The sequence below is a fragment of the Paraburkholderia sp. BCC1885 genome, from assembly GCF_900996235.1.
In the GTDB taxonomy this organism is placed as follows: Bacteria; Pseudomonadota; Gammaproteobacteria; order Burkholderiales; family Burkholderiaceae; genus Paraburkholderia.
In genome coordinates this window covers 107,527-133,064 of record NZ_CAAJGM010000044.1, presented here as the reverse complement: position 1 = coordinate 133,064, position 25,538 = coordinate 107,527, and the positions used below count along the sequence as shown (strand labels likewise).

Here is a 25,538-nt window from a genome sequence, read left to right as displayed (position 1 = left end):
TATCGAAGTGGTCTTTGATTCGGAGAAGCCGGTGAGTGAAACGCGTAGCGAATCCCTGAATGTTTCTCCTGGTGGTACGCCCTCAGGTGTAAAGCCGCCGCCGCAAACCATCCCCGGCCTCACTGCACTCGAAGAATCCCATCTTGCGCCTTATGCCGCGCATGCGTCGCAATCGCGCGGCCGCCGTCACCCCGAGGCGCCGCCTAGCGCGCGCACCGAGTTTCAGCGTGATCGCGACCGCATCGTCCACTCCACGGCCTTTCGGCGTCTCGAATACAAGACCCAGGTGTTCGTGAATCACGAGGGCGATCTGTTCCGCACCCGTCTCACGCATAGCCTGGAAGTGGCGCAGATTGCGCGGTCGGTGGCGCGCAACCTACGGGTCAACGAAGATCTGGTCGAAGCCATCTCACTCGCTCACGATCTGGGGCACACGCCGTTCGGCCATGCCGGTCAGGACGCACTGAACGAATGCATGCACGAGCACGGCGGCTTCGAGCACAACTTGCAGAGCCTCGCCGTGGTCGACGATCTGGAGGAGCATTACGGCGCGTTTAACGGCCTCAATCTCTGCTTCGAAACGCGCGAGGGCATTCTCAAGCACTGCTCGCGGGAAAATGCGCGGCGGCTTGGCGCGCTGGGCGAGCGCTTTCTCGAAGGGCGGCAACCGTCCATCGAAGCGCAGATTGCGAACGTCGCTGACGAAATCGCCTACAACAATCACGATGTCGATGACGGTCTGCGCTCCGGTCTGCTGACGGTCGAGCAACTGGCTGAAGTCGAGTTGTGGCAGTCGCATTACGAAGCGGCGCGGCGCGATTATCCGCAGATCGAAGGCCGCAGGCTGATCCACGAAACGGTGCGGCGCATCATCAACACGCTGATTGTCGATCTGATCGAGACGACCAGCCGTAACCTCGTCGAGCACGCGCCGGCATCGATCGACGCCGTGCGCGCGGTGCCGCCGCTCGTCGCGCACAGCGCGGGCGTTGCTGCGCAGGCGGCCGTGCTCAAGCGCTTTCTGTTCAAGAACCTGTACCGTCACTATCGCGTGATGCGCATGACCAACAAGGCGCGCCGCGTGGTGGTCGGCCTGTTCGACGCGTTCACTGACGACCCGCGGCTGCTGCCGCCCGCGTACCAGTCACCGGATGCAGCCGTTCAGCCGCGGCTGATCGCGCATTACATCGCGGGCATGACGGACCGCTATGCGCTCAAGGAGTATCAGCGGCTGTTTGTCATCGCGGATAACTGACCGGACACCGCTGCGCGCAAACCGGGCGCTGCCCGGCAAACCGCGCCTCGCCCGGCATAAACCGCGCCTCAGTCGTCCGGCATAAACCGCCTCTCGTCCGCAGAAAAGAGGCGTATTTACGCTACGCGAATATCAGTCGGACCAGCCGCGCGCGAACAATGCACCGGCGATCAGGGCAATGCCGCCCACGATCGCAATGGTCTGCCACGGGTTTTCACGCACGTAGTCGTCGGCGTCGGATAGCGCGACTTCGGCGCGTTGGCGCACCGCATCTCGGGTATCGTTCAGGCGGGCGCGGGCCGTATCGAGGCGTTTGCTCAACTGGGCGCGCAGCGCTGCGGCGTCGGCCTGGGTGCCGTCCGCCAGCGTATCTTCAAGCTCCGACATCAGTGAGCGCAGTTCAGTGGCGATGTCTTCCGCCGCGTGGCGGCTATGGCGCGCGATGCGGCGCGCACGGCGGCTCGTCGACGTCCAGGATTCGCCAAGGGCGTCTCGCGTGTTCGGTAGTGCAGTCATGGTCGCTCCGTCGTTGATGAGTCAAAGATGTCCCGCATGAATGACGCGGGAAACCCCATGTGACGCAACTTCGGTGCCACGGCTCAAAGAGCGGTTTCATGCCAGTCTGCGCATGATCGCGGTGGCACAATTTGCATCGCAAGCAGGCTTGTGCGGGTCAAATTTACAAAGCGCTGGGCAGTTGGGTCATATGAATGCGCTTTGTGCGCCATACCAATGAAAATGCCGCCATGAATGCATGACGGCATTGTTCAAGCCCCCAAAACTCGTCTACCCTTAGTCTTACTGTCAGAAGCGATAACCAATGTTGACGTAGGTCACGATCGGATTGAGCTTGATCTTCGTCTGCGACTGGACGTTGAGCGTGCCCACCGGCGTGGCGGCTTCGGTGTTCAGCTTGGCCGTGGTGCTGAGCGGCAGGTAGGACAGCGAGAAGCCGGCGAACCAGTGCTGGTCGAAAGCGTAGGTGAAGCCCCCATTAAACACCGGCTCCCACGAACTATCCGTAGATACCGAGGTCGGACCATGCAGTACCTGCTGTTCGAACGCACTGTTGGTGATTTCTTCGTCGGTGAACGAGACCCGGGTGACGCCAATACCGAGATACGGACGGAACTTCGCCTGGGCGTCGCGGAAGTAGTATTTGAACAGCAGCGTGGGGCTCCACTGCTTGGCGTCGCCGAGTTTGCCGTAGGACGAGAAGGAGCCCGAGCCGTCGAGATTGAACTTCGGCGGAATGCCAATCACGAATTCTGTGGCGATGTGGTCGGTAACGAAGTAGCCCGCGGTGAAGCCGAGTGTGTCGGCGCTGTCGAGCGTGGCGCCTGTGTTAGGCAGTGAGACATTAACGGGTGAACCGCCAACGCTTGTCTCCTTCAATGGATCGCTACTGGACTGAGGTGCGAGATGCAACCAGCCTGTTGTGACGTAAAAGGTTCCGGCCGATTGAGCGTGAGCTGCCGTCATGCAGGCGAGCGCCGCGATCCCCGTTATGGCCTGTTTTAATTTCATATGTGTGCTCCTCCAGAAAAGGCCCGCTCATTATGACCAGAACGTTTGAAACAAACCATACGCCCCGGTTAGAGCTTTCTCCCTAAGCCCCGCGTGGTTTTCCGCTGAGCCGCTTCGCACCGAATCGTACGGGCGTTCGGCTTTTTTGGACCTTCGGGTATATACCAACGCGACTATTGGATACTCCAGCATGGCACGGCTTGCACGTCTTTATGTCCCCGACCAGCCGCAACACGTCATCCTGCGCGGACTCGATCAACAGCCCGCATTTGTCGACGATCAGGATTACGAGCTCTTCATCGATTGTCTGAAGGCGGCTTCCCGCGACCATCATCTGTCCATCCACGCCTACGCGTTGATGCCGGGTGCGGTGCAACTTCTCGTCACGCCTACGGAGGAGTCGAGCCTGCCGAAGGCGATGCAAGCGGTGGGTCGCCGCTACGTCGCCCACTTCAACCGGCGCTACTCGCGGCGCGGCACTTTGTGGGAGGGTCGCTACCGGGCCACCGTCATCGAAGGCGAGCGCTACTTTCTGCTCGCGAGCCGGGTGGTCGAAATGTGCCCGGTGCGCGGGCAACTGGTGAGCGCGCCTGAAGATTACCGCTGGTCGAGCTATCGGCATCATATTGGCCTGACGCTCGACAGCCTGATCACCGACCACCCGCTCTACTGGTCGCTCGGCAATACGCCGTTCGAACGGCAGCGAGCCTATCGCGAGCTCTGCGAGCAGCCGCTGGACGAGCGCGAAGCCAGCCAGTTGCAGCAGGCCACGCTAAAAGGCTGGGTGCTCGGCAGCGATTCGTACCGCGAGTGGGCGGCGCGGGCGGCGAATCGCCGGGTCTCGCCATTGCCGCGCGGCCGGCCGCGCAAGGTCCGCGAAACGCCGCAGACCCAATAAGGCTTGACCCGATAAGGCGTTTGACATCAAGGGCTTGCGAAAAGCGGCATTTTTCAATGCCGCTTTCTTTTGCACTGTTTTTGATATGGAACCAATAAAAATAGAGTGCAATGCACCAATCTGATAATAGGGGATCGATCATCACGTTTTATTTGCTATTCCCTTGATTCGTCGCGTATATTCCGAATTCCGGCTGTTTCGATGCGCGTTGCCTCGAAGCCGGCTGCGTAGTTGCAGTGCGACTGCGGGCAATAAAAAACGGTTCAACGGCCTTCCTCGGCCCCCTACAGACGGTGTCCCCATGAACGATCACCAGCAACCGGTCTCCTCGGTTCCCGCCGCGCAAGGTCTCTATGACCCGCAAAACGAGCATGACGCCTGCGGCGTCGGCTTCGTCGCTCACATCAAGGGCAAGAAAAGTCACGAGATCATCCAGCAGGGCCTGAAGATTCTCGAGAACCTCGACCACCGGGGCGCCGTCGGCGCCGATCCGCTGATGGGCGACGGCGCGGGCATCCTGATTCAGGTGCCGGACGGTTTCTATCGTGAGGAAATGGCCAAACAGGGCGTGACGTTGCCGCCGTTCGGCGAATACGGCGTCGGCATGATCTTTCTGCCGAAGGAACACGCCTCGCGTCTCGCCTGCGAACAGGAACTGGAACGCACGGTGAAGGCCGAGGGCCAGGTGGTGCTGGGCTGGCGCGACGTGCCGGTCGACCACTCCATGCCCATTTCGCCCACCGTCAAGGCGAGCGAGCCGCTGATCCGCCAGATCTTCATTGGCCGCGGCAAGGACATCATGGTGACCGACGCGCTCGAACGGAAGCTGTACGTGATCCGCAAGACCGCCAGCCACCGCATCCAGGCGCTCAAGCTCAAGCACGGCAAGGAATACTTCGTGCCGTCCATGTCGGCGCGCACGGTGGTCTACAAGGGCCTGCTGCTGGCCGGGCAGGTGGGCGTGTACTACCGCGACCTGCAGGACGACCGCACCGTGTCGGCGCTGGCGCTGGTGCACCAACGCTTCTCCACGAACACGTTCCCGGCGTGGGAACTGGCTCACCCGTACCGGATGATTGCCCACAACGGCGAAATCAACACGGTGAAGGGCAACGTCAACTGGCTGAATGCGCGTACCGGCGCGATCGCCTCGCACGTGCTCGGTGACGACCTGCCGAAGCTGTGGCCGCTGATCTATCCGGGCCAATCGGACACCGCCTCGTTCGACAACTGTCTCGAACTGCTGGTGATGGCCGGTTACCCGCTCGTCCACGCGATGATGATGATGATCCCGGAAGCCTGGGAACAGCACACGCTGATGGACGACAACCGCCGCGCGTTCTACGAATACCACGCCGCGATGATGGAGCCGTGGGACGGCCCCGCCGCGATTGCCTTCACCGACGGCCGTCAGATCGGCGCCACGCTCGACCGTAACGGTCTGCGTCCGGCACGCTACATCGTCACGGACGACGACCTCGTCATCATGGCGTCGGAAGCCGGCACGTTGCCGATTCCCGAATCGAAGATCGTCAAGAAGTGGCGTCTGCAGCCGGGCAAGATGTTCCTGATCGACATGGAACACGGCCGCATCATCGACGACAAGGAACTCAAGGACAACCTCGCCAACGCCAAGCCATACAAGAGCTGGATCGACGCGGTGCGCATCAAGCTCGACGAAATCGAGCCGAGCGCGGAAGACGTCGTGACGGAGCGTCGCGAACCCGCAGCCTTGCTGGATCGTCAGCAGGCCTTCGGCTACACACAGGAAGACCTCAAGTTCCTGATGGCGCCGATGGCGCAAGCCGGTGAAGAGGCCGTCGGCTCGATGGGCAACGACTCGCCGCTGGCAGTCATGTCCAACAAGAACAAGACGCTCTATCACTACTTCAAGCAGTTGTTCGCGCAAGTCACGAACCCGCCGATCGACCCGATCCGCGAAAACATGGTGATGTCGCTGGTGTCGTTCGTCGGTCCGAAGCCGAATCTGCTGGACACGAACAACATCAACCCGCCGATGCGTCTCGAGGTGTCGCAGCCGGTGCTGGACTTCAAGGACATCGCCAAGATCCGCGCAATCGATCAGTACACCGGCGGCAAGTTCAGTTCGTATGAGCTGAACATCTGCTATCCGGTGGCCTGGGGCAAGGAAGGCATCGAAGCGCGTCTGGCCTCGTTGTGCGCGGAAGCTGTCGATGCGGTGAAGTCCGGCTACAACATGCTGATCGTGTCCGACCGCAAGACCGACCGCGACAACGTCGCGATTCCCGCGCTGCTCGCCACGGCCGCGATCCACACGCATCTGGTGCAGCACGGTCTGCGCACGAGCGCGGGTCTGGTGGTCGAAACCGGTTCGGCGCGCGAGACGCATCACTTCGCGTTGCTCGCCGGTTACGGCGCGGAAGCCGTGCATCCGTATCTCGCCATGGAAACGCTCGCGCAAATGGCCGCTGGCCTGAAGGGCGACCTGTCGGCGGAGAAGGCGGTCTACAACTTCACCAAGGCAGTCGGCAAGGGCCTGCAGAAGGTCATGTCGAAGATGGGCATTTCGACCTACATGTCGTACACCGGCGCGCAGATCTTCGAAGCAGTCGGCCTTGCCGAAGACCTGGTGTCGAAGTACTTCCGCGGCACCTCGTCGAAGGTGGGCGGCATTGGCCTGTTCGACGTGGCGGAAGAAGCCATCCGTCTGCACCGTGACGCGTTCGGCGACAGCCCGGTTCTCGCCAACATGCTCGACGCGGGTGGCGAGTACGCCTACCGCGTGCGCGGCGAAGAACATATGTGGACGCCGGATGCGATCGCCAAGCTGCAACACTCGGCGCGCAGCAATTCGTACCAGACGTACAAGGAATACGCCCACCTGATCAACGATCAGACGAAGCGCCACATGACGTTCCGCGGCCTGTTCGAATTCAAGTTCGATCCGACCAAAGCGATTCCGCTCGACGAAGTCGAACCGGCGAAGGAAATCGTCAAGCGCTTTGCAACGGGCGCGATGTCGCTCGGCTCGATCAGCACGGAAGCCCATGCCACGCTGGCGGTGGCGATGAACCGCATCGGCGGCAAGTCGAACACCGGCGAAGGCGGCGAGGATGCGAACCGCTATCGCAACGAACTGCGCGGCATTCCGATCAAGAACGGCGACACCATGAAGTCGGTGATCGGCGACGAAGTCATCGTCGACATTCCGCTGAAGGACGGCGATTCGCTGCGCTCGAAGATCAAGCAGGTGGCGTCGGGTCGTTTTGGCGTGACGGCGGAATATCTCGCCTCGGCCGATCAGATCCAGATCAAGATGGCGCAGGGCGCGAAGCCGGGCGAAGGCGGCCAGTTGCCGGGTCACAAGGTGTCGGATTACATCGGCAAGCTGCGTTACTCGGTGCCGGGCGTCGGGCTGATCTCGCCGCCGCCGCACCACGACATCTATTCGATCGAAGATCTGGCGCAACTGATCCACGACCTGAAGAACGTCAACTCGTCTTCCAGCATTTCGGTCAAGCTCGTCTCGGAATCGGGCGTCGGCACGGTGGCTGCGGGTGTCGCCAAGGCCAAGGCCGATCACGTCGTGATCGCGGGCCATGATGGCGGTACGGGCGCTTCGCCGCTGTCGTCGCTCAAGCACGCCGGCACGCCGTGGGAGCTCGGTCTCGCCGAAACGCAGCAGACCCTGGTGCTGAACCAGCTGCGCGGCCGTATCCGCGTGCAGGCGGACGGTCAGATGAAGACCGGCCGCGATGTCGTGATCGGCGCGCTGCTCGGCGCGGATGAATTTGGCTTTGCGACGGCGCCGCTCGTGGTCCAGGGCTGCATCATGATGCGCAAGTGCCATCTGAATACCTGCCCGGTGGGCGTGGCCACGCAAGATCCGGTGCTGCGCGCGAAGTTCAAGGGCCAGCCGGAACACGTCGTCAACTTCTTCTTCTTCGTTGCGGAAGAGGTGCGCGAAATCATGGCGCAACTGGGTATTCGCAAGTTCGACGACCTGGTCGGCCATGCCGAACTGCTCGACACGAAGAAGGGCGTCGAACACTGGAAGGCGAAGGGGCTGGACTTCTCGCGCGTGTTCTACCAGCCGTCGGTGCCGGCGGAAGTGGCGCGCAAGCACGTCGACGTGCAGGACCATGGCCTCGACAAGGCACTCGATCACACCCTGATCGAGAAGGCAAAGGCGGCCATCGAGAAGGGCGAGCACGTCTCGTTCATCCAGCCGGTGCGCAACGTCAACCGCACGGTCGGCGCCATGTTGTCCGGCACGATCGCGAAGAAGTACGGCCACGACGGCCTGCCCGACGATACGGTGCATATCCAGTTGAAGGGGACGGCGGGCCAGAGTTTCGGCGCGTTTCTCGCCCGCGGCGTGACGCTGGACCTGGTCGGCGACGGCAACGACTATGTCGGCAAGGGCCTGTCGGGTGGACGCATCATCATTCGTCCGACTAACGATTTCCGCGGCAAGTCGGAAGAAAACATCATCTGCGGCAATACGGTGATGTACGGCGCGATCGAAGGCGAAGCATTCTTCCGCGGTGTGGCCGGCGAGCGCTTCTGCGTGCGTAACTCGGGCGCGACCGCAGTGGTGGAAGGTACCGGTGACCACGGTTGCGAATACATGACGGGCGGCACGGTGGTGGTGCTCGGCGAGACGGGGCGTAACTTCGCGGCCGGCATGTCGGGCGGCATCGCGTATGTGTTCGATCCGGACAACACGTTTGCCGGCAAGTGCAACAAGTCGATGGTCGCGCTCGATCCGGTGCTGCAACAGGCCGAACAGGAACGCACGGTCGACAAGGGTCTGTGGCACGCGAACGAAACCGACGAAGTGCTGCTCAAGGGGCTGATCGAACGTCACTTCCAGTTCACCGGTTCGCCGCGCGCGAAGGCGCTGCTCGAAAACTGGGACGCGTCGCGCCGTCAGTTCGTCAAGGTGTTCCCGACGGAATACAAGCGCGCGCTGGGCGAGATGGCGGCGAAGAAGGCGAACAAGGAAGTGCTCGCCGCTTAACCCGCAGCGCCAGACCCAAACGTCAGGTTAAAAACCTGTTAGATGTGCCTGCCGCCCTCGTGTGCGGCAGGCGCCGATTCCCCACCTGTATAGATAGATAAGAGAACCACATGGGCAAGGCAACCGGTTTTCTCGAGTTCGAACGTCGCCACGAGACGTACGAAGCTCCGCTCACGCGTGTGAAGCACTACAAGGAATTCGTCGCGGCATTGTCCGACGACGAAGCGAAGATTCAAGGCGCACGTTGCATGGACTGCGGCATCCCGTTCTGCAATAACGGCTGCCCGGTGAACAACATCATCCCGGACTTCAACGACCTGGTGTTCCATCAGGACTGGAAGACCGCGATCGAAGTGCTGCATTCCACCAACAACTTCCCGGAGTTCACCGGCCGCATCTGCCCGGCGCCGTGCGAAGCGGCGTGCACGCTCGGTATCAATGACGACGCCGTTGGCATCAAGTCGATTGAGCACGCGATCATCGACAAGGCGTGGGCCGAAGGCTGGGTCGCGCCGCAGCCGGCGAAGCACAAAACGGGCAAGAAGGTCGCGGTGGTCGGATCCGGCCCCGCCGGACTCGCCGTCGCGCAGCAACTCGCGCGCGCGGGGCACGATGTCACCGTGTTCGAAAAGAACGACCGCATTGGCGGCCTGCTGCGTTATGGCATCCCCGATTTCAAGCTGGAAAAGTGGCTGATCGATCGCCGCATGCGTCAGATGGAAGCCGAAGGCGTCACGTTCCGCGCCAATGTGTTCATCGGCAAGGCGGACTCGCTGCCGGGATACATCGGCAACACGGCGAAGGAAACCATCACGCCGGCCGAACTGAAAGAGCAGTTCGACGCCGTGGTGCTGTCGGGCGGCTCGGAAACGCCGCGCGACTTGCCGGTGCCGGGCCGCGAGCTGGAAGGCATCTACTACGCGATGGAATTCCTGCCGCAGCAGAACAAGGTCAACGCGGGCGACAAGCTCGCCTCGCAGCTGCTGGCGAAGGGCAAGCACGTCGTGGTGATCGGCGGCGGCGATACGGGTTCCGATTGCGTGGGCACGTCCAACCGCCACGGCGCGAAGAGCGTGACGCAGTTCGAATTGCTGCCGCAACCGCCGGAAGAAGAGAACAAGCCGCTGGTGTGGCCGTACTGGCCGATCAAGCTGCGCACGTCGTCGTCGCACGAAGAAGGGTGCGAGCGCGACTGGGCGGTGGCGACCAAGCGTCTCGAAGGCAAGAACGGCAAGGTCGAAAAGCTGGTTGCGGTGCGCGTCGAATGGAAGGACGGCAAGATGCAGGAAGTGCCGGATTCCGAGTTCGAAATGAAGGCCGACCTCGTGCTGCTGGCGATGGGCTTCACGCAACCGGTCTCGCCGGTGCTGGAAGCATTCGGCGTGGATAAGGACGCGCGCGGCAACGTGCGTTCGTCGACTGAGGGCGACAAGGCGTACTACACGTCGGTGGACAAGGTGTTCACGGCGGGCGACATGCGTCGTGGTCAATCGCTGGTGGTGTGGGCGATCCGCGAAGGCCGTCAGTGCGCGCGTTCGGTGGATGCGTTTTTGATGGGACAGTCGGAACTGCCGCGTTGAGTCTTCGGTAGCCGTTTGCAGGGCAAGGTGGAAACGAGAAGGCGGTAAAGCGGTAATCGAAGCCGGGCATCCGTAAGGGCGCCCCGGCTTTTTTACCGTCAACGAAACGCCTCACCCATCCGCGCCCTTCTTCGATCTCCCGATCTGGCATCAATTTCAAACCCTTACCGTTGCCTACTTTGTAATGCAATGGATACTTTTGCCCGCTACACTCGGCTGCGGCGCTGTCTCTTTCGCGCCATCCGTCGGCCTTTCAGCGCGCGCAGGCGGCATACGCGCCTCACCCATACACTCCATGGATTTCATTGCGAAAGTTCGCTTGCCTGCGACCCGCGCGGCCCACGCGCGGTCGGCGGTGTTTGTACCGGACGGTGAGCTTTCGTCGCGTCGTGCCTTCCTGAGAAGCTCGGCGAGCGCGTTGCTGATGTCGGGGTTCGGCAGCGCGCTGCTTTCGGCGTGCGGCGGCGGGGGCTCGTCGGCGGATTTGCCGGATACGCCGCGACTGGCTTCGGTGGACAATTTCCGCGATATCGCCGGGGCCGGCGGCGGCTATCAGACCGTCGATGGCCGGCAGGTCCGGCGCGGCGTGTTTTACCGCTCGAATACGTTAACCTTGAGCGCGGCGGATAAGGCGGTCATCGACACGCTTAACATCGCCACCGTCTACGATCTGCGCACGCCGGGCGAAATCGCTCGCGTCGCGGACGTGATGCCGACGGGCGCGGCCTATCACAGCATCAACGTCACCGGCGACGATGACCAGACCGTGCCGCCCGTTCAGATGTCGAGCAGCGCCACGGCGATGATGGAAAGCGCCGAGCGCGCATACGTGACCGGCGCGACGCAGCGGGCGGCTTACGGCGCGCTGCTTTCGCAACTGGCGGCCACGCCGGGCGTGCAGCTCATCCATTCCGCTGCGGGCAAGGACCGCACCGGCTGGGTTGCCGCGCTCCTGCTCAGCATGGCGAATGTCCCGCTCGACATCATCATGCAGGACTATCTGCTGACGAACACCTATTCGGCGGCCTCGATCAACGCAAAGGTCGCGGCGGTCCAAGCGGAAAACGGCGACGCGGCGGCCATGCTGGACGCGCCGTTTTTTAGCGTGCAGGACAGCTTTCTCCAGGCGGGTTTCGATCAGGTGCAGGCGAGCTACGGAACCATGTCGGCCTATCTGACGACCGGGCTCGGCATGACTCAGGCGAGCGTCGATGCATTGCGCGACCGTCTGCTCGTCTAGATAAAACAGGGGAAAAAGCGGCCCGCCCGGGCAACAGCAGGGCGGACCGAACAGGGGGCCATCGAGGAAGCCCGCGCAGACTATACGTGCGCGGCAGCTCGATCAGGCCGCCCGGTAAGGGCATGTAAGTGCAGCGGCGATGCCTGCAGCATGCGTCACGCGCTCTGCGATGCGATGGATAAGGCGATACGCACGCATAAGCCGCCTGCGGCATGGTTATACACATCGCAGCGCCCGCCGCGATCGAGCGCGAGCCTTGCCACGATCGCCAGTCCGAGGCCGCAATGGCCTTCGCCGCCGCGCGCGGCATCGAGCCGCACGAACGGTTTCATGGCGGCGGCGATCCGGTCGTCGGGAATGCCGGGGCCGTGATCGCGCACGCTCACGATCCAATGGCGGTCGTCGCGCGCCGTCGTAATTTCGACGGGTGGCGCGCCGTGTTCGAGCGCGTTGTCCACGAGGTTCGTCACCAGCCGGTCGAGCAGCGTGCGCGGCAGCGCGAAGTGCGGACCCGCGCGCAGATCGAGGCTGAAGAGCGGGGCAGAGGGAAGGTCGGCCTCGGCTATGTCCGCAGGGTCACCGGGCTCGGCGAGGTCGTCGGGCTCGGCGGTATCGGAGACGGCGGCGTCGGAAAACTGTTCGCGCAGGAACGCGTCCACTTCGACTGGCGGTCCGGCATCGGCGGACTGGCCGGCGAATTCCAGAAACTGCTGGACGATATTGGTAAGCGAATCGACATCGCGAATCAGGCCGGCGCGTTCGTTTTCCGCCACCAGCACGCTCGCGCGCAGCTTGAGCCGCGTAAGCGGCGCCTTCAGATCGTGCGCGACGCCGGCCAGCATCACCGCCTGGTCGTCGCCGGCTTCATTCAGGCGCCGCATCATGTCGTTGAACGAGCCGATCAGGTCGCGCAGCTCGCGCGGTCCCTGGACGTTGACGGGCTCGGGCCGCCCGCCCGCGCCGAACGCGCGCGCGGCAAGCGCCACGCGCGACAGCGGCCGCTGCATCTGCCACACCGCCAGTAGCGAGAGAATCAGCGCCGCCACCAGCATCGACACCGTTTCGATGATGAAGCGCGGCCGCGGCGGGATATCCACCGGCACCACCACCCACGTCGATTTGCCCGGATAGCGGATCCACAGGCGCGGCGGCCGCGCATCGTCGACTTCGATCTGCGTGCCTCGTGGCAGGCGTTCGCGCAGATGCTGGCTGAGTTCGACGAACTGCCGTTCGCCAGGCGTATGAAGATGAATCGTGGAAGGCATGTTCCAGGTCGGCACCAGATGCACGCGCATCGCGGGCGCGAGATCCGCGCCTTGCACCGGTTCGCCATTGGCGGCCTGCAGCATCAGCAGGATGCCGCGCGCGAAGCCGTCGACCTCATGATGAGGCGGCTGCATGACGACCAGCACGAACCAGCCGGCCTGAATTGCCAACAATACTGCCGTCGAGAGCAACGCCATTCTGCCGAATAGCGTGTTCAACGGGTTTCTCATGAGTCTGCCGAGCCCTCGATCGAGAACGGCGTGCCGTCGGCGTCCGGCACGAACACATAACCCTTGCCGCGCACGGTCTGGACGTAGCACGGATTGGACGGATCGTCTTCGATCACGCGGCGCAGGCGCCAGATCGGCACATCGAGACTGCGGTCGCGAAAGGCGAGGTTGTCGCGGTGCACCAGATCGTGAATCAGCACGCGCGAAAGCACCTTGTACGGATTGTTGACGAAGATTTTCAGCAGCGCGAATTCGCTGTCGCGCAGCGCGAGCCGTGTGTGGTCACGTGACAGCGTGCGGGTGGCGAAGTCGAGTTCGAACGGCCCGAATCGATACGGCTTGCGGGCTTCGGGCGCACTGGTGGTCGACGGTCCGCGCCGGCGCAGCACGGTCTGGATGCGGGCCAGCAGTTCGCGTGGATCGAACGGCTTGGTCAGATAGTCGTCGGCGCCGAGCGACAAACCGACGATGCGATCCGCCACGGTGCCGCGCGCCGTCACGAAGATCACCGGAATGTCGTCGCCGGCCGCGCGCAAGGCGGTGAGCGCGCGCAGGCCGTCGGTGTTCGGCATCATGATGTCGAGCACCACGACCGAAGGCCGCTCTCGTTCGAGGCGGCGTTGCAGATGCGTGCCGTCGTGGAGCACGGAAGCGTCGTACCCGTTCGATTGCAAAAAGCGGCAAAGCAGATCGCGCACAACCGGGTCGTCGTCGACGATAAGGACCTGTGGATTCATCTTGAAATTTTAGACTGGCGCGCCCGGCGAGCGGCCGATTGTTTTCTTACCAACACTTACCTTGCGCCGCCGGTGCGCCCCGCGGTTTTCTCCGTCACCGACGCAAGCCTTGTTGAGCAAGGCCAGGCGGCCGGTTTGCGGCGCTAAAACCGTCCATATAAAGAGCCTTTGAGGGACGCATCGGCTGGGAAACCGCTTACCGGAATTGCCGCGAGGAAAGGTTTGGCGCGCAACCGAAACCCCTCGTAAGCACCGTGGAAAAGCGCGCGTTTCTTCGCGCATGGTGACGCTTCCCGCAGCGTGATGATTCGACCTGTATTTCATCGCCGCCGCATTTCGCTGGCCTGAAGGTGGAGTTTTCTTCCGACGGCCCGCGTCAATGCGGTAATCGAATCCGCACCCAGGCACATCGAGTGCCACGCGAGGCAGACCATGACCGTTACGAACAATCTCCATCCCACCACTTTCCCGCCGCCGCCGCGCGAGCGGACCGCGCCCGCGCCCGCGCAGGACAACGCGGCCAAGCCGGAGGCACTGCCGGAAGAGCCCGCTACGCCGATGTCGCCCGGCGGTCTGCTGGGCAACCATATCAACACGACAGCCTGATCCGGCGAGGGCGTTCGTGTCCACTCTGACTGTTTTCCGGCGGTGCCGGCGTGCCGCAAGCTGGCTGATGCTGGGTGCGCTGCTGCTGCCGCTCGACGGCTGCGGCGCCGCCGCGCTGCCGTGCCGTCTGACGGCGGCGACGCTCGATATTCTGCCGCTCGTCGGGCACGCCGCCGCGACGCCGTTCAATGCGTGTGCTTCAGCCATCGACTGAGCCATGAACTCTCGACCGTCCGCCCGTCCATATTGCGCCGCGTTGGCGTCGTTGCTGCTGTGCGTGGGGCTGGGCGTGGCGGCGCCCTCGGCCGCGCACGCGCAGCCTGCCGCAGGCACGGCGCCGTCCGCTTCCGCGTCGTCTTTCGCGCCGGCTTCGAAACGTAGTAGTGCAGATGAGCGCAGGCGTCTCATGGATACGCCGTTCGCATTTCGCGGCATTCCGCTTGGCATCACGCTCGACGAGTTTCGCGCCGGCTCGACCGTGCGGGCGACGCCGGTCGGCAGCGTGCCGGTCTGCGAAACCGACATGCTGGCGGGCGCGCTCGGCATGAGCATGAAAACGAGCGAGAGCCTGACCGTGGCGTGCCGCTGGGCGCATCGCGCGGCGGACCGCTGGCAAGTCTCGCAGGCTGTCGTGGATGGCGCGCCCGCCCAGGACCACGTGTTGCGTTTCGCGCGGGTCGACGGCCAGAGTGCGTTGCGGCTCTACGAAATTTCGTTCGTGGTCGACGATGCCACCGCGGGCGATCTGCGCGACGCGCTGGCCGACCGCTACGGGCCGCCGCGGCTTGCCACCCAGGACACGGCGGCGGCGAGCAGCACGGTCCCGACGTATGTCTGGGAAAACGCGGTGAGTTCGATCACCTTGTGCTTTTTGCCGTCCACCCGCAACGGCACGCTGACCTATCTGCTGAAAGACCCGGACGCGTGGGTGAAGTCGCTGGTGCGCCAGTGGCAGGCGAGCAGTCCCGAGGCGGGTTGAGCAACGGGATGCCTGGCGCCGCCCGTCTATCCCAACTTCATTCCAGCGGAGCAACCTTTATGACCACGCTACGTCTCGCGGCGACGCTCACCGCCGCGCTGTATTTGAGCGCTTGCGCGAGCCACCAGGATTCGATCGTCGATACGCCGATGCTGCCGCCGCTCGTGAGCGCGCCGCTCAACATCAATACGCAGGGCGCGATCTATCAGGCCGGTGCGTCGCTGCTTTTATACGAGACGCCGCGTGCACAGCACGTGGGCGACGTGCTGACGATTCGCCTGTCCGAGTCGTACAGCGGCAACAGCAGCGCGAATACGACGGCGAGCCGCGCGAGCGATATCAGCGCCACCGCAGCCGATCAATCGACCGGCGCCGCGGCGCGGCTCGCGCGCCTTTTCAACATCGGTTCCGCGAATACCGACTTCAAGGGCCAGGGCGCGATGACCGACACCAGCGGCATGACCGGGACGCTGGCGGTGACCGTGATCGGCACGATGCCGACCGGCAATCTGCTGGTGTCGGGCGAGAAGCTGATCGCGATGAACGGCAATCACGATCGCCTGCGGCTGTCGGGCATCGTCAATCCTAAGGACATCGAAGCAGGCAACTTCGTTTCGTCGGGCAAGGTGGCGAATGCGCGCATCGAGCAGGCCGGACGCGGCATCGTCAGCGATTCGACCACGGTGGGCTGGCTGCAGCGGATGTTCCTGAGCGTGCTGACGTTCTAGCGCGCTTCTGGCTCGCGTATCCTGCGAGCCGAGGCGGTTGACGGCTAGGCGTCGGCGAGCGGCGGCGCGATCCGTTCCGCCGCGCCGATTTCTCCATCCGGCACGAACACATAGCCACGACCCCAGACCGTCTGCACGTAGCGCGGCTCGGACGGGTCCACTTCGATCAGGCGCCGCAGACGCCAGATGGAAACGTCGAGGCTGCGATTGCGATGCGCCTCGCTATTGCCATGCAATTTCTCGAGCAGTTGTGCGCGCGTGAGCACCGTCATCGCATGTGTGACGAATACTTTGAGCATGGCGAATTCGCTCGATCGCAGCACGATGCGTTCGTTGTCGCGGCGCAATTCGCGCGCCGGAAAATTCACCTCGAAGCGGCCAAAGCGGTATGGCGCGCGATTCTCCGGCGCGCCAGGCGCAATCGCGCCGCGCCGACGCAACACGGTGCGGATGCGCGCCACCAGTTCGCTCGGTTCGAAGGGCTTGCCCAGATAATCGTCCGCGCCGAGTTCGAGACCGATTACGCGATCGATCACATCGGCACGCGCCGTCAAGAGGATCACGGGAATGTCGTCGCCGGCGAGACGCAAGGCGCGCAGCGCGCTGATGCCGTCCAGTTCCGGCATCATGATGTCGAGCACCACCAGCGCCGGCCGTTCGTTTTGCAGCGCGCGCTGTAAGCCCATGCCGTGCTCCAGCACCGTTACCGAAAAGCCGCGTCCGTGCAGATATTCGCGCACAAGGTCGCGGACGACGGGATCGTCGTCGACGACGAGAATGGATTGGTTCATTCCGGCAATCTTATGAGATACGTCGGGACGCTGATAGCGCGCAATGCTTTCTAAACCTTTCCGTCAGCCGTGCGAGGAAGCCGGCGCGCGTGGCCAGGTGTTGAGTTGAGGTGAGGTGCGTTGAGGTCAGTTGATCTGCGAGGTTTGAATGGTCTGCGGCCGCAACTCGGTGCGATCCACCACCATCTTGTCGATCATGCCGCCGAGTTTCACCGACGCATTCGAGAAGCGGTCCACGCCGAGTTCGCCGGTCTGATAGCGCGCGGTGACGAGAATATGGCCTTGCTGAATCAGCGTGAGATCGATCACCGAAAGGTACTGGATCGGGTTGTCGTTGAACTCGCGCCGGCCGTAGTCGACCGAGGCGTTATAGACCAGCCGCGCCTCGCAACTGACAGGAGCGGTGCCCGGGTTATAGACGTCCGAGCGAATGCCGCGCCGGTTGAGCGCGAGCTGCAGCGACGGGACGAAGTCGCCGACGGACACCATCTGGTTCACTTCGATGCACACCGTGCTGATGGCTGCAGGCCGGCCGTTGACGAAGGTCGGCGACGAATAGTTCGAGGCGATGGCATAGCCCGCCTGGATCACCGAGCCGGTGGCGTCGGCCGCCGTGATGAGGGTCCACGCGCAGCCGTTCAGTCCAACGCACAGAAGGGTTGCCGTCGCGAGCCCTGCATAGCAGCGCCGTCCGATGGTCCACGGAAAGCGCAGGGTCCACAGGACGGCGGGAAACAGCGATGAGTGCAAGGTGGTCACGATGCGGGACCTCGGCGTGTCGGATCGAAGGTGAAGCGCAGGGCGGCCACGCCTAGCGTGCGGCGCGCAGATGCGTGAGCCGTTGCAGCGAAGGGCGGGAAGGATGAATGCGGGCGAATGACATGGGCGGCAAGTCCGGTAGCAATGAGGGCGTGCGGGCCGCAACGTGGTGTTGGGCCGGCATGTCAATCGTCGCTGCTGGGGGGGACTTTCAAAGCACGGAACAGCCTGAACGGTTCGTAAATGCTTTCGAACTGTTCACGCGTATTTCAGGATGTTGCCGGAGGGAGCGAGGCGGCGCCGGGGTGGGATTGGCGCTTGTGCGAGGTCGGCGTAACTGCACCGATGCCGGGGCCGGCATCGGTGAGTTGATTGACGGGGCGCTTATGCGGCGACCGGTTCGCCCGCACGTTCGACGTCGAGCGTCTCTTCGTGGAACGCCGCGAGCGATTCGCGGTGCGCCACGCTGACAATCGCCGCCTTCGGCAGACGCTCGGTGAAGAGATGATAGAGCAGGGCTTCGTTGGCCGCGTCGAGCGCGCTAGTGGCTTCGTCGAGGAACAGATAGTCCGGTTTGTGCAGCAGCACGCGGGCGGCGGCGAGGCGCTGCTGTTCGCCCGGGGAAAGCACGCGCGCCCAGTGACCGGATTCGTCGAGACGATCCGCGTAGTCGTCGAGGCGGCAGGTGCGCAGTGCTTCGCTGCACTCTTCGTCGGTGTAGGTGTCGGCCGAGGACGGGTAGGCGAGCGCGGCTTTCAGCGAGCCGATCGGCATGTAGCTCTGCTGCGGAATGAACATCATGCGGGCATTGACCGGCGCGTCGATCGAGCCGTCGCCGAACGGCCACAGTCCGGCAAGCGCGCGCATCAGGGTGCTCTTGCCCGAGCCGGACGGACCGCGCACCAGCCAGCGCGAACCGGGCCGGATGGTGATGTCGCGGATCTGCGAGAGCGCGGCGCCGTTCGGCAAGGACAGCGACAACCCTTCCGTGGTGAGCTTGTCCTCGTCTATGTAATGCAGGTTGATGCCGCCATGCGCGGTGGCCGGCGAGACCGTCTCTTTCAGATGCGAGGCGCGGATGACGCGTTTGAATTCGCGCAGACGATTCACCGTAGCGCGCCAGTCGACAAGGCTGCCGTAACTGTTGATGAACCAGGAAAACGAATCGCTCACGGTGCCGAACGAGTTCTGGATCTGCATGAGCACGCCGAACGTGAAGGCGCCAGCGAAGTAGCGCGGCGACGCCACCACAATCGGAAAGATGATGGCGATCTGACCGTAGAAACTCAGCACGAAGCTCAGGCGCTTGGTGTACTTCATCACGCGCCACCAGTTGTCGCGAATGCGCTGGAAGACATTGCCGGCGGTGGCGCGCTCGGTGGCTTCGCCGTCGTAAAACGCGATCTGCTCGGCGTTTTCGCGCACGCGGATCAGGCCGAAACGGAAGTCAGCCTCGACTTTCTGCTGCTGGTAAGTGATCGAAACGAGCGGGTGACCGAGCTTGTAGATCATGTACGAGCCGCCCAGTGCATACAGCGCGGCGACCCACACCATGTAGCCGGGAATGGTGATCGGCATGCCGCCGAGCGACACCGTCAATGCTCCGGCGAGCGACCAGAGGATAGTGACGAACGTGACGAGCGTGACGACGGTCGAGAGCAGATCGAGCGTCAGCGTGAGCGTGGTGGTCGCGAACGACTGCAGGTCGTCGCTGATACGCTGGTCGGGGTTGTCGGCGAGCCGGTCGCGCTCGATCCGGTAGAAGGCGCCGTCGCCGAGCCATTCTTCGAGATAGCGGTGCGTAAGCCATTGCCGCCAGCGGAATCCGAGCATCTGGCGCAGATACCGGCCGTACACGAACAGAATGATCATCGCGAATACGATGGCGGAGAAGACCACCATCAGGTGCGGGAAGTCGTGAACGTTCTTGGCCTGCAAGGCGTTATAGAAGTCGCCGTTCCAGGTGTTGAACTTCACGCTCAGCCACACATTGGCGAGGTTGATCGCAATGATGGTGACGAGCAGGGCCCACGCGACCTTCCATTCTTCTGAGACCCAGTAGGGCTTGATCAGACTCCACGCGGAGACTTTTTCGTCCGGTTCTAGCTTGCCGGCAGGGGAAGTATTGGGTGTCATGACCATCCTGAAGAAATGCTGGCTCAACTCGGGCCGGTTCATCGCGGCTGGGCCTCGGTGGCCCAGTCATGGCGAACCGGCGCCACGGCGGAAATGCAATTGCGGCCCGGGCCTCGACCCCGTCGCCCGGCGCCCGGCGCCGATGTGCTGGCGCAGGTGGCTCGATTCTGGCGTGACCGCCTTAAGTGAAAATTAAGCGAAAACCGCTCGCGCGAGACGCCGCGAGAGGGCCGCCGTGGCTGCGGCGACAAGCCGCGCCGACGGCGCGGGCATGCGCTCGTTGCATTGTGCCAGACGGCCGCGCGCGCCAGCAGCAATCGGCGCGGGCCGTCGGCGCCCGGCCGCCCCGGTTTGCGGCCCGCGCGCCTTTTATGGTCTAATGACTCTCGACGAAACAGGGGTGCTTTGCACGCGGGCCGTATGCAGCGGTGAGGCTGAGAGAGACCCTTTGCACCCGATCCGGGTAATACCGGCGCGGGAAGTTTCCGGAAGCCGGCTTGTCTTCGCGTGTCTTCCATTGCCCCGCCGGGCGGCGTCCAGCACTGGATGCGCTGTTTGCCCGGCCGGCCTCGCCCGCCGGTTTCGTCCTTGGGTACGTGCGCCTGTTGCCGTACAGAAAGGATACGATGACCGCTCATTCTTCAGTTGTTTGCCTCGTTTGCCCTCTCATGGTCGATGCCGCTTCGCGCGTGCTGGCGGAATGGCGATGAATACGCGCGCCCTCACGCAACCGGATTTCGCCGTGATCGGCGGCGGCCTGTGCGGCCGGCTGGTCGCCTGGCGGCTTGCCGGCGCGGGTTACCGCGTCGCCTTGTATGAACGCGGCGACGCCGCCGGCTCGCAGGCCGCCGCGTGGGTGGCGGCGGCAATGCTCGCGCCGCTCGCCGAAGCGGCTAGCGCCGAGCTGCTGATCACGCGCCTCGGCGCAACCTCGCTCGATACCTGGCCGACCATCCTCGCCGAATTGCCCGAACCGGTGTTCTTTCAGCGCAACGGCACGCTGGTGGTCTGGCATCACGCCGATCGCACCGAAGCGCCGCTGTTCGAGCGCCGCGTGCGTTCGAATGCACCGGCGGATCTGCTGGACGGCGGCTTCGTCACGCTGGCGGGCGCGCAGGTGGGCGCCACCGAACCGGCGCTGGCCGGCCGCTTCGCGCAAGGCTGGCTGTTGCCGAATGAAGGACAACTGGATAATCGCCAGGTGCTGCAGGCTTTGGCCGCGGGTCTCGCCGAGCGCGGCGTCGAAACACACTGGAATACGCCTGTCGCCGAGCATGCTTTCCCGCCGGCGCGCGTGACGATCGATTGCCGCGGGCTCGGCGCCAAGCCGGCATTGCCCACTTTGCGCGGCATTCGCGGCGAGGTCGCTCGCGTCCATGCGCCGGGCATTAATCTCACGCGCCCGGTGCGTCTCTTGCATCCGCGTTATCCGCTGTACATCGCGCCGAAGCAGGACGATCTCTACGTGATCGGCGCCACCGAAGTGGAAGGCGAGGACATGTCGCCCGTCAGCGTGCGTTCCGCGCTGGAGTTGCTGAGCGCGGCGTTCTCGGTCCATCCCGGCTTCGGCGAGGCGCGCATACTCGAGCTGAACTCGCAGTGCCGCCCGACCTTGCCGGACCATCGTCCGGCGCTGGTCTGGGATGGCGCGCAGACCGTGCGCGTGAACGGCCTGTACCGGCATGGCTACATGATCGTGCCGGAAGTCGCGGACGAAGCCGCCCGCTTCGCCGCCGCGCTGCTCGAAGGACGCATCGGCGACGCCGATGCCTTCGCCGGCTGGCAGCGCGAGGCCCGCTGGAGCGAGCTGTTTCAGCTTGCCCGGCTCGACTCCCGGGATTGCCCGCAGGTGCCGGCATGAGGGTTGCGCGCCGTATGTCGGCGGCGGCCACCGTCTCGCGGGCCGTCTGCGTTATCGATTGAACCGTATCTGAACACCATGGACATTCATATCAATCAGAAGCCGTTGTCGCTCCCCGACGGGGCGACCGTCGCCGACGCGCTGGCCGCCTACGGCGCGCGTCCGCCGTTCGCTGTCGCGCTGAACGGCGACTTCGTGGCCCGCACCCAGCACGCCGCGCGCGCGCTGCAAACGGGCGACCGGCTCGACGTCGTGCAACCGGTCGCCGGCGGTTAAACGCCGCTCGCGGCCGGGTGGCCGTGTATCGCCAGAGACAAGGATTTACCGATGACTTCTCCCACTTGCGCCGACGCGCTCACGCTGTACGGCGAAACCTTCGCCAGCCGCGTGCTGCTCGGCACCTCGCGCTATCCGTCGCTGCAGTCGCTGTCCGATTCGATCGACGCCGCGAAGCCCGGCATGATCACCGTCGCGCTGCGCCGGCAGATGAACGAAGGCGGCGCCGAAGCCGGCTTCTTCGACCTGCTCAAGCGCCACGGCGTGCCGCTTTTGCCGAACACGGCCGGTTGCCAGAGCGTCGGCGAGGCGGTCACCACGGCCCACATGGCGCGCGAGGTATTCGAGACCGACTGGATCAAGCTGGAGCTGATCGGCGACGACTACACGCTGCAACCCGATCCGGTGGGCCTCATCGAAGCGGCCGCGCGACTCGTCAAGGACGGCTTCAAGGTGTTGCCGTACTGCACGGAAGACCTGGTGATCGGCCGGCGTCTGCTCGATGCCGGCTGCGAGGCGCTGATGCCATGGGGCGCGCCGATCGGCACCGGCAAGGGCGTGATCAATCCCTACGGCCTGCGGGTGTTGCGCGAACGGCTGCCGGACGTGCCGCTGATCGTCGACGCGGGCCTGGGTGTGCCCTCGCATGCCGCGCAGGTGATGGAGTGGGGTTTCGACGGCGTGCTGCTGAACACGGCGGTGTCGCAGGCCACTCATCCCGAGGCGATGGCGCGCGCCTTTGCGCTCGGCGTCGAAGCAGGCCGTCAGGCATATCTGGCCGGCCCGATGGCCGAACGCGAAAGCGCCCATGCGAGCACGCCGGTGGTCGGCATGCCGTTCTGGCATCAGGATGGGAGCGCGGCATGAATCAGCCGTCCACGCAGACTTCACCGCTCGGCGGCCGCGACCTGTTCTGGCCGCCCGCCGATGAACTGACCGAAGCGGCCGAGCGCATCCGCGCCCGCCTCGGCGAATGGCCGCCGACTCACGCGCCGTGGCGCATTTGCCTGAGCGCGCCGGACGACGCCAACGGCGGCGATCTGATCATCGTCGCCGACGCCCAGCAGCACGGCGAACAGGTGGCGCGCTGGCAGGTGCGGGGCGCCGGCGTGATCGAAGCCGCCGCCGGACGCGCGACACTGCATCTGGGCGGCGAGCGTTATCCGCTGGAAGGCCATCTGGCCGAAGACTGGATTGCCGCGCTGGCCGCGTTTCTCGATTGCGGCTTCGGCCCGCACGACGCGCTGGTGCTGGCGCTCGCCTGGCGCGACGGCGACGAAACCCGGGCCGACGACGCCTGGCCCACCGACCTGGCGCGCTTCCCGCGCGTGCTGGGCTTGCCGGCGGCGCCCGAGCAGCCGTTCGCGCACTGCCCGGCGCGTCTTGGCCTATATCCCGTTTTGCCGACCGCGGAGTGGGTCGAGCGTGTAGCCGGATTCGGCGTGAAGACGCTCCAACTTCGTCGCAAGACGGCGGAACCGCTTGAACTGGTGCAGGAAATTTCCCGTTGCGTCGCAGCGGGACGCGCGCACGACGCCCAGGTTTTCATCAACGATCATTGGCAACTGGCGCTCGAAGCCGGCGCGTATGGCGTCCACCTCGGTCAGGAAGATCTGCACCAAGCCGATCTGGCGAGGCTCGCCGCCGCCGGCATCCGGCTCGGCCTGTCGACCCACGGCTACTACGAGATTCTTACCGCGCTGCACTTCCGCCCGAGCTACGTCGCGCTCGGCGCGGTGTTCCCGACCACCACAAAAGTGATGCCCACCGCGCCGCAGGGACTCGCGCGTCTCGCGCGCTATGTGCGACTGCTCGACGGCGTCGTGCCGCTGGTCGCGATCGGCGGCATCGACCAGCAGGTACTGCCTCAGGTACTGGCGACCGGGGTGGGCTGCGCGGCTGTCGTGCGCGCCGTCACAGAGGCCGCGGACCCCGCCAGCGCGGTCGCTGCAATGCAGCGAGGGTTTACGCCATAATCGCGAAGTCCGCGCTTTCGGGGACAGGGCGCGTCACGGCAACTTTTGCACGATGGCCCTATAATTCGGCCTTCTGTGTAAAAGGATTGTCAGCTTCGTGCCTTCCTCCTCCGAGACCCTTCTCGAGCTCCGCGACGTCGACTTCGGTTACGGCGACCGGCTCGTCCTGTCGAACCTGAACCTGCGCTTCAGGCGCGGCCAGGTCGTCGCGGTCATGGGCGGCTCGGGGTGTGGCAAGACCACCGTGCTGCGGCTGATCGGCGGCCTCGTGCGCGCGCAGCGCGGGCAGATTCTGTTTCAAGGCCAGGACATCGGCGCGCAAACGCGCGACGGCCTGTATGCCTTGCGTCGCAAGATGGGCATGCTGTTTCAGTTCGGCGCGCTATTCACCGACATGTCGGTGTTCGAAAACGTGGCGTTCGCGCTGCGCGAGCACACCGATCTGCCCGAGGAATTGATCCGCGATCTCGTGCTGATGAAGCTCAACGCGGTGGGTCTGCGCGGCGCGCGCGAACTGGCGCCATCCGAGATTTCGGGCGGCATGGCGCGGCGCGTGGCGCTCGCCCGCGCCATCGCGCTCGACCCCGAACTGATGATGTATGACGAGCCGTTCGCCGGTCTCGATCCCATTTCGCTCGGCATCACCGCGAACCTGATTCGCGCGCTGAACCAGGCGCTCGGCGCCACCTCCATTCTGGTGACGCACGACGTGCCGGAATCGTTCGCGATTGCCGACTACGTGTACTTTCTCGCCAACGGCGGGGTCCACGCGGAAGGCACGCCCGCCGAACTGCGCGCCTCGACCGATGCCACCGTGCGGCAGTTCATCGACGGCGCGCCAGACGGCCCGTTCAAATTCCACTATCCCAGTAATACGCCGCTTGCGGCAGATTTCGGCATCGGCGGGGGACAGGCATGATCAGTTCGATCGGACGTTCGGTGCTCGGCAGCCTCGAAACCGTCGGCTACGCCACGCGGCTCTTCCTGCGCCTCGTGCTCGAATTTTTCCCTTTGTTGCGCCGTCCGCGTCTTGTCACGAAGCAGATCCACTTCGTGGGTAATTATTCGCTGGTGATCATCGCGGTGTCGGGTTTGTTTGTCGGCTTCGTGCTGGGGCTGCAGGGTTACAACACGCTGAACCGCTATGGTTCCGAGCAGGCGCTCGGCTTGCTGGTGGCGCTGTCGCTGGTGCGCGAACTGGGTCCGGTGGTCACGGCGCTGCTGTTCGCGGGGCGCGCCGGCACGTCGCTCACGGCGGAAATCGGCCTGATGAAGGCGGGCGAGCAACTGACGGCCATGGAAATGATGGCGGTGGATCCGATCAAGATCGTGGTCGCGCCGCGCCTGTGGGCCGGCATCATCTCCATGCCGATTCTCGCGGCCATTTTCAGTGCGGTCGGAATTGGCGGCGGTTATGTGGTGGGCGTGCTGATGATCGGCGTGGACGCCGGCTCGTTCTGGTCGCAGATGCAAGGCGGCGTCGACGTGTGGGCCGATGTGGGCAACGGGGTAATCAAGAGTATCGTGTTCGGCTTTGCGGTGACGTTCATCGCGCTCTTCCAGGGCTACGAAGCCAAACCGACCCCGGAAGGCGTTTCGCGGGCGACGACCAAGACGGTGGTGTACGGCTCGCTCGCCGTACTCGGCCTCGATTTCCTGCTGACCGCATTGATGTTCGGCTAAAAAAC

General features: G+C 64.2%; 23 protein-coding genes and 1 riboswitch. Of the genes, 16 read left to right on the top strand and 7 right to left on the bottom strand.

The annotated features are described in order from the left end of the window. The first annotated feature begins 109 nt into the window (after positions 1–109). Positions 110–1,255, top strand: a complete 1,146-nt coding sequence (locus FQ755_RS03875; RefSeq protein WP_144151231.1) for a deoxyguanosinetriphosphate triphosphohydrolase — start codon at positions 110–112, stop codon at positions 1,253–1,255. A gap of 132 nt (positions 1,256–1,387) precedes the next feature. Here the strand turns inward: FQ755_RS03875 and FQ755_RS03870 are convergent, their stop codons facing one another. Both FQ755_RS03870 and FQ755_RS03865 read right to left on the bottom strand, forming a co-directional pair. Further along, positions 1,388–1,771 (bottom strand): YqjD family protein, encoded by a 384-nt coding sequence (locus FQ755_RS03870; RefSeq protein WP_144151171.1) that lies wholly within the window; start codon positions 1,769–1,771, stop codon positions 1,388–1,390. A 288-nt stretch (positions 1,772–2,059) separates the two neighbouring features. Beyond that, positions 2,060–2,782, bottom strand: coding sequence for an OmpW/AlkL family protein (locus FQ755_RS03865; RefSeq protein ID WP_144151169.1), 723 nt, complete (start codon positions 2,780–2,782; stop codon positions 2,060–2,062). Positions 2,783–2,972: 190 nt separating this feature from the next. Here FQ755_RS03865 and FQ755_RS03860 point away from each other — a divergent pair, with 190 nt between their 5' ends. The 4 genes from FQ755_RS03860 to FQ755_RS03845 all read left to right on the top strand — a co-directional run bounded on the left by FQ755_RS03860 (position 2,973) and on the right by FQ755_RS03845 (position 11,505). After that, the gene (locus FQ755_RS03860; protein ID WP_144151166.1) at positions 2,973–3,680 is read left to right on the top strand and encodes a transposase; all 708 of its coding nucleotides are present in this window, start codon (positions 2,973–2,975) and stop codon (positions 3,678–3,680) included. Between the two features lie 301 nt (positions 3,681–3,981). Further along, the gene (locus tag FQ755_RS03855; protein ID WP_144151165.1) at positions 3,982–8,685 is read left to right on the top strand and encodes a glutamate synthase-related protein; all 4,704 of its coding nucleotides are present in this window, start codon (positions 3,982–3,984) and stop codon (positions 8,683–8,685) included. Positions 8,686–8,795: 110 nt separating this feature from the next. Continuing rightward, a complete protein-coding gene (locus FQ755_RS03850; RefSeq protein WP_144151163.1) occupies positions 8,796–10,265 on the top strand; it encodes a glutamate synthase subunit beta in 1,470 nt (489 codons plus the stop codon). Between the two features lie 319 nt (positions 10,266–10,584). Continuing rightward, positions 10,585–11,505, top strand: coding sequence for a tyrosine-protein phosphatase (locus FQ755_RS03845; RefSeq protein WP_260858277.1), 921 nt, complete (start codon positions 10,585–10,587; stop codon positions 11,503–11,505). A 155-nt stretch (positions 11,506–11,660) separates the two neighbouring features. Here FQ755_RS03845 and FQ755_RS03840 read toward each other — a convergent pair whose 3' ends face one another. Together FQ755_RS03840 and FQ755_RS03835 are read right to left on the bottom strand one after the other, a co-directional pair. Next, complete coding sequence (locus tag FQ755_RS03840; RefSeq protein WP_144151159.1) at positions 11,661–13,001, bottom strand: ATP-binding protein; 1,341 nt, start codon at positions 12,999–13,001, stop codon at positions 11,661–11,663. Further along, positions 12,998–13,738, bottom strand: coding sequence for a response regulator (locus tag FQ755_RS03835; RefSeq protein ID WP_144151157.1), 741 nt, complete (start codon positions 13,736–13,738; stop codon positions 12,998–13,000). Before FQ755_RS03835 ends, FQ755_RS03840 begins: the two co-directional genes overlap by 4 nt. On the opposite strand from FQ755_RS03835, the gene FQ755_RS37140 reads away from it, so the two are divergent. The 5 genes from FQ755_RS37140 (at position 13,628) to FQ755_RS03820 (ending at position 16,051) form a co-directional block, all read left to right on the top strand. Beyond that, positions 13,628–13,885 (top strand): hypothetical protein, encoded by a 258-nt coding sequence (locus FQ755_RS37140; protein ID WP_186308414.1) that lies wholly within the window; start codon positions 13,628–13,630, stop codon positions 13,883–13,885. The two genes, FQ755_RS03835 and FQ755_RS37140, sit on opposite strands and share 111 nt — an antisense overlap. Before the next feature lie 285 nt (positions 13,886–14,170). Beyond that, positions 14,171–14,344, top strand: a complete 174-nt coding sequence (locus FQ755_RS37135) for a hypothetical protein (protein WP_186308411.1) — start codon at positions 14,171–14,173, stop codon at positions 14,342–14,344. Positions 14,345–14,411: 67 nt separating this feature from the next. Further along, positions 14,412–14,558, top strand: coding sequence for a DUF6726 family protein (locus FQ755_RS03830; RefSeq protein ID WP_313957406.1), 147 nt, complete (start codon positions 14,412–14,414; stop codon positions 14,556–14,558). A 3-nt stretch (positions 14,559–14,561) separates the two neighbouring features. Next, the gene (locus tag FQ755_RS03825; RefSeq protein WP_186308410.1) at positions 14,562–15,323 is read left to right on the top strand and encodes a hypothetical protein; all 762 of its coding nucleotides are present in this window, start codon (positions 14,562–14,564) and stop codon (positions 15,321–15,323) included. Positions 15,324–15,382: 59 nt separating this feature from the next. After that, on the top strand, positions 15,383–16,051 hold the full coding sequence (locus FQ755_RS03820) for a flagellar basal body L-ring protein FlgH (protein ID WP_144151153.1): 669 nt from the start codon (positions 15,383–15,385) through the stop codon (positions 16,049–16,051). 44 nt (positions 16,052–16,095) lie between these two features. Here FQ755_RS03820 and FQ755_RS03815 read toward each other — a convergent pair whose 3' ends face one another. The 3 genes from FQ755_RS03815 to FQ755_RS03805 form a co-directional block, all read right to left on the bottom strand. Beyond that, entirely contained in the window at positions 16,096–16,842 is a 747-nt protein-coding gene (locus tag FQ755_RS03815; RefSeq protein WP_144151151.1) for a response regulator, read from the bottom strand. 126 nt (positions 16,843–16,968) lie between these two features. After that, entirely contained in the window at positions 16,969–17,538 is a 570-nt protein-coding gene (locus tag FQ755_RS03810) for a hypothetical protein (protein WP_260858289.1), read from the bottom strand. A gap of 447 nt (positions 17,539–17,985) precedes the next feature. Beyond that, positions 17,986–19,737, bottom strand: a complete 1,752-nt coding sequence (locus tag FQ755_RS03805; RefSeq protein ID WP_144151147.1) for an ABC transporter ATP-binding protein/permease — start codon at positions 19,735–19,737, stop codon at positions 17,986–17,988. Positions 19,738–20,123: 386 nt separating this feature from the next. Continuing rightward, positions 20,124–20,235, top strand: a riboswitch (TPP riboswitch). Positions 20,236–20,443: 208 nt separating this feature from the next. Between FQ755_RS03805 and FQ755_RS03800 the strand changes: the two genes are divergently transcribed. The 6 genes from FQ755_RS03800 to mlaE all read left to right on the top strand — a co-directional run bounded on the left by FQ755_RS03800 (position 20,444) and on the right by mlaE (position 25,533). After that, positions 20,444–21,598 carry an FAD-dependent oxidoreductase gene (locus tag FQ755_RS03800; protein ID WP_144151145.1) on the top strand — a complete coding sequence of 385 codons (1,155 nt, stop codon included), beginning with the start codon at positions 20,444–20,446 and terminating at the stop codon, positions 21,596–21,598. A 78-nt stretch (positions 21,599–21,676) separates the two neighbouring features. Then, complete coding sequence (gene thiS, locus FQ755_RS03795; protein WP_144151143.1) at positions 21,677–21,874, top strand: sulfur carrier protein ThiS; 198 nt, start codon at positions 21,677–21,679, stop codon at positions 21,872–21,874. Positions 21,875–21,925: 51 nt separating this feature from the next. Continuing rightward, positions 21,926–22,741, top strand: a complete 816-nt coding sequence (locus FQ755_RS03790) for a thiazole synthase (RefSeq protein WP_144151141.1) — start codon at positions 21,926–21,928, stop codon at positions 22,739–22,741. After that, a complete protein-coding gene (gene thiE / locus FQ755_RS03785; RefSeq protein ID WP_144151139.1) occupies positions 22,738–23,850 on the top strand; it encodes a thiamine phosphate synthase in 1,113 nt (370 codons plus the stop codon). Before FQ755_RS03790 ends, thiE begins: the two co-directional genes overlap by 4 nt. A 97-nt stretch (positions 23,851–23,947) precedes the next feature. Then, positions 23,948–24,769 carry an ABC transporter ATP-binding protein gene (locus FQ755_RS03780; protein WP_144151137.1) on the top strand — a complete coding sequence of 274 codons (822 nt, stop codon included), beginning with the start codon at positions 23,948–23,950 and terminating at the stop codon, positions 24,767–24,769. Next, positions 24,766–25,533, top strand: a complete 768-nt coding sequence (gene mlaE / locus FQ755_RS03775; protein ID WP_144151135.1) for a lipid asymmetry maintenance ABC transporter permease subunit MlaE — start codon at positions 24,766–24,768, stop codon at positions 25,531–25,533. Before FQ755_RS03780 ends, mlaE begins: the two co-directional genes overlap by 4 nt. Positions 25,534–25,538 lie beyond the last annotated feature (5 nt).

Excerpts from the sequence above, each read along its gene's own strand:
- FQ755_RS03870 (WP_144151171.1), bottom strand. The coding sequence starts at position 1,771 with ATGACTGCACTACCGAACACGCGAGACGCCCTTGGCGAATCCTGGACG.
- FQ755_RS03865 (WP_144151169.1), bottom strand. The coding sequence starts at position 2,782 with ATGAAATTAAAACAGGCCATAACGGGGATCGCGGCGCTCGCCTGCATG.
- FQ755_RS03860 (WP_144151166.1), top strand. The coding sequence starts at position 2,973 with ATGGCACGGCTTGCACGTCTTTATGTCCCCGACCAGCCGCAACACGTC.
- FQ755_RS03855 (WP_144151165.1), top strand. The coding sequence starts at position 3,982 with ATGAACGATCACCAGCAACCGGTCTCCTCGGTTCCCGCCGCGCAAGGT.
- FQ755_RS03850 (WP_144151163.1), top strand. The coding sequence starts at position 8,796 with ATGGGCAAGGCAACCGGTTTTCTCGAGTTCGAACGTCGCCACGAGACG.
- FQ755_RS03840 (WP_144151159.1), bottom strand. The coding sequence starts at position 13,001 with ATGAGAAACCCGTTGAACACGCTATTCGGCAGAATGGCGTTGCTCTCG.
- FQ755_RS37140 (WP_186308414.1), top strand. The coding sequence starts at position 13,628 with ATGCGTGCCGTCGTGGAGCACGGAAGCGTCGTACCCGTTCGATTGCAA.
- FQ755_RS03835 (WP_144151157.1), bottom strand. The coding sequence starts at position 13,738 with ATGAATCCACAGGTCCTTATCGTCGACGACGACCCGGTTGTGCGCGAT.
- FQ755_RS37135 (WP_186308411.1), top strand. The coding sequence starts at position 14,171 with ATGACCGTTACGAACAATCTCCATCCCACCACTTTCCCGCCGCCGCCG.
- FQ755_RS03830 (WP_313957406.1), top strand. The coding sequence starts at position 14,412 with ATGCTGGGTGCGCTGCTGCTGCCGCTCGACGGCTGCGGCGCCGCCGCG.
- FQ755_RS03825 (WP_186308410.1), top strand. The coding sequence starts at position 14,562 with ATGAACTCTCGACCGTCCGCCCGTCCATATTGCGCCGCGTTGGCGTCG.
- FQ755_RS03820 (WP_144151153.1), top strand. The coding sequence starts at position 15,383 with ATGACCACGCTACGTCTCGCGGCGACGCTCACCGCCGCGCTGTATTTG.
- FQ755_RS03815 (WP_144151151.1), bottom strand. The coding sequence starts at position 16,842 with ATGAACCAATCCATTCTCGTCGTCGACGACGATCCCGTCGTCCGCGAC.
- FQ755_RS03805 (WP_144151147.1), bottom strand. The coding sequence starts at position 19,737 with ATGACACCCAATACTTCCCCTGCCGGCAAGCTAGAACCGGACGAAAAA.
- FQ755_RS03800 (WP_144151145.1), top strand. The coding sequence starts at position 20,444 with ATGAATACGCGCGCCCTCACGCAACCGGATTTCGCCGTGATCGGCGGC.
- thiS (WP_144151143.1), top strand. The coding sequence starts at position 21,677 with ATGGACATTCATATCAATCAGAAGCCGTTGTCGCTCCCCGACGGGGCG.
- FQ755_RS03790 (WP_144151141.1), top strand. The coding sequence starts at position 21,926 with ATGACTTCTCCCACTTGCGCCGACGCGCTCACGCTGTACGGCGAAACC.
- thiE (WP_144151139.1), top strand. The coding sequence starts at position 22,738 with ATGAATCAGCCGTCCACGCAGACTTCACCGCTCGGCGGCCGCGACCTG.
- mlaE (WP_144151135.1), top strand. The coding sequence starts at position 24,766 with ATGATCAGTTCGATCGGACGTTCGGTGCTCGGCAGCCTCGAAACCGTC.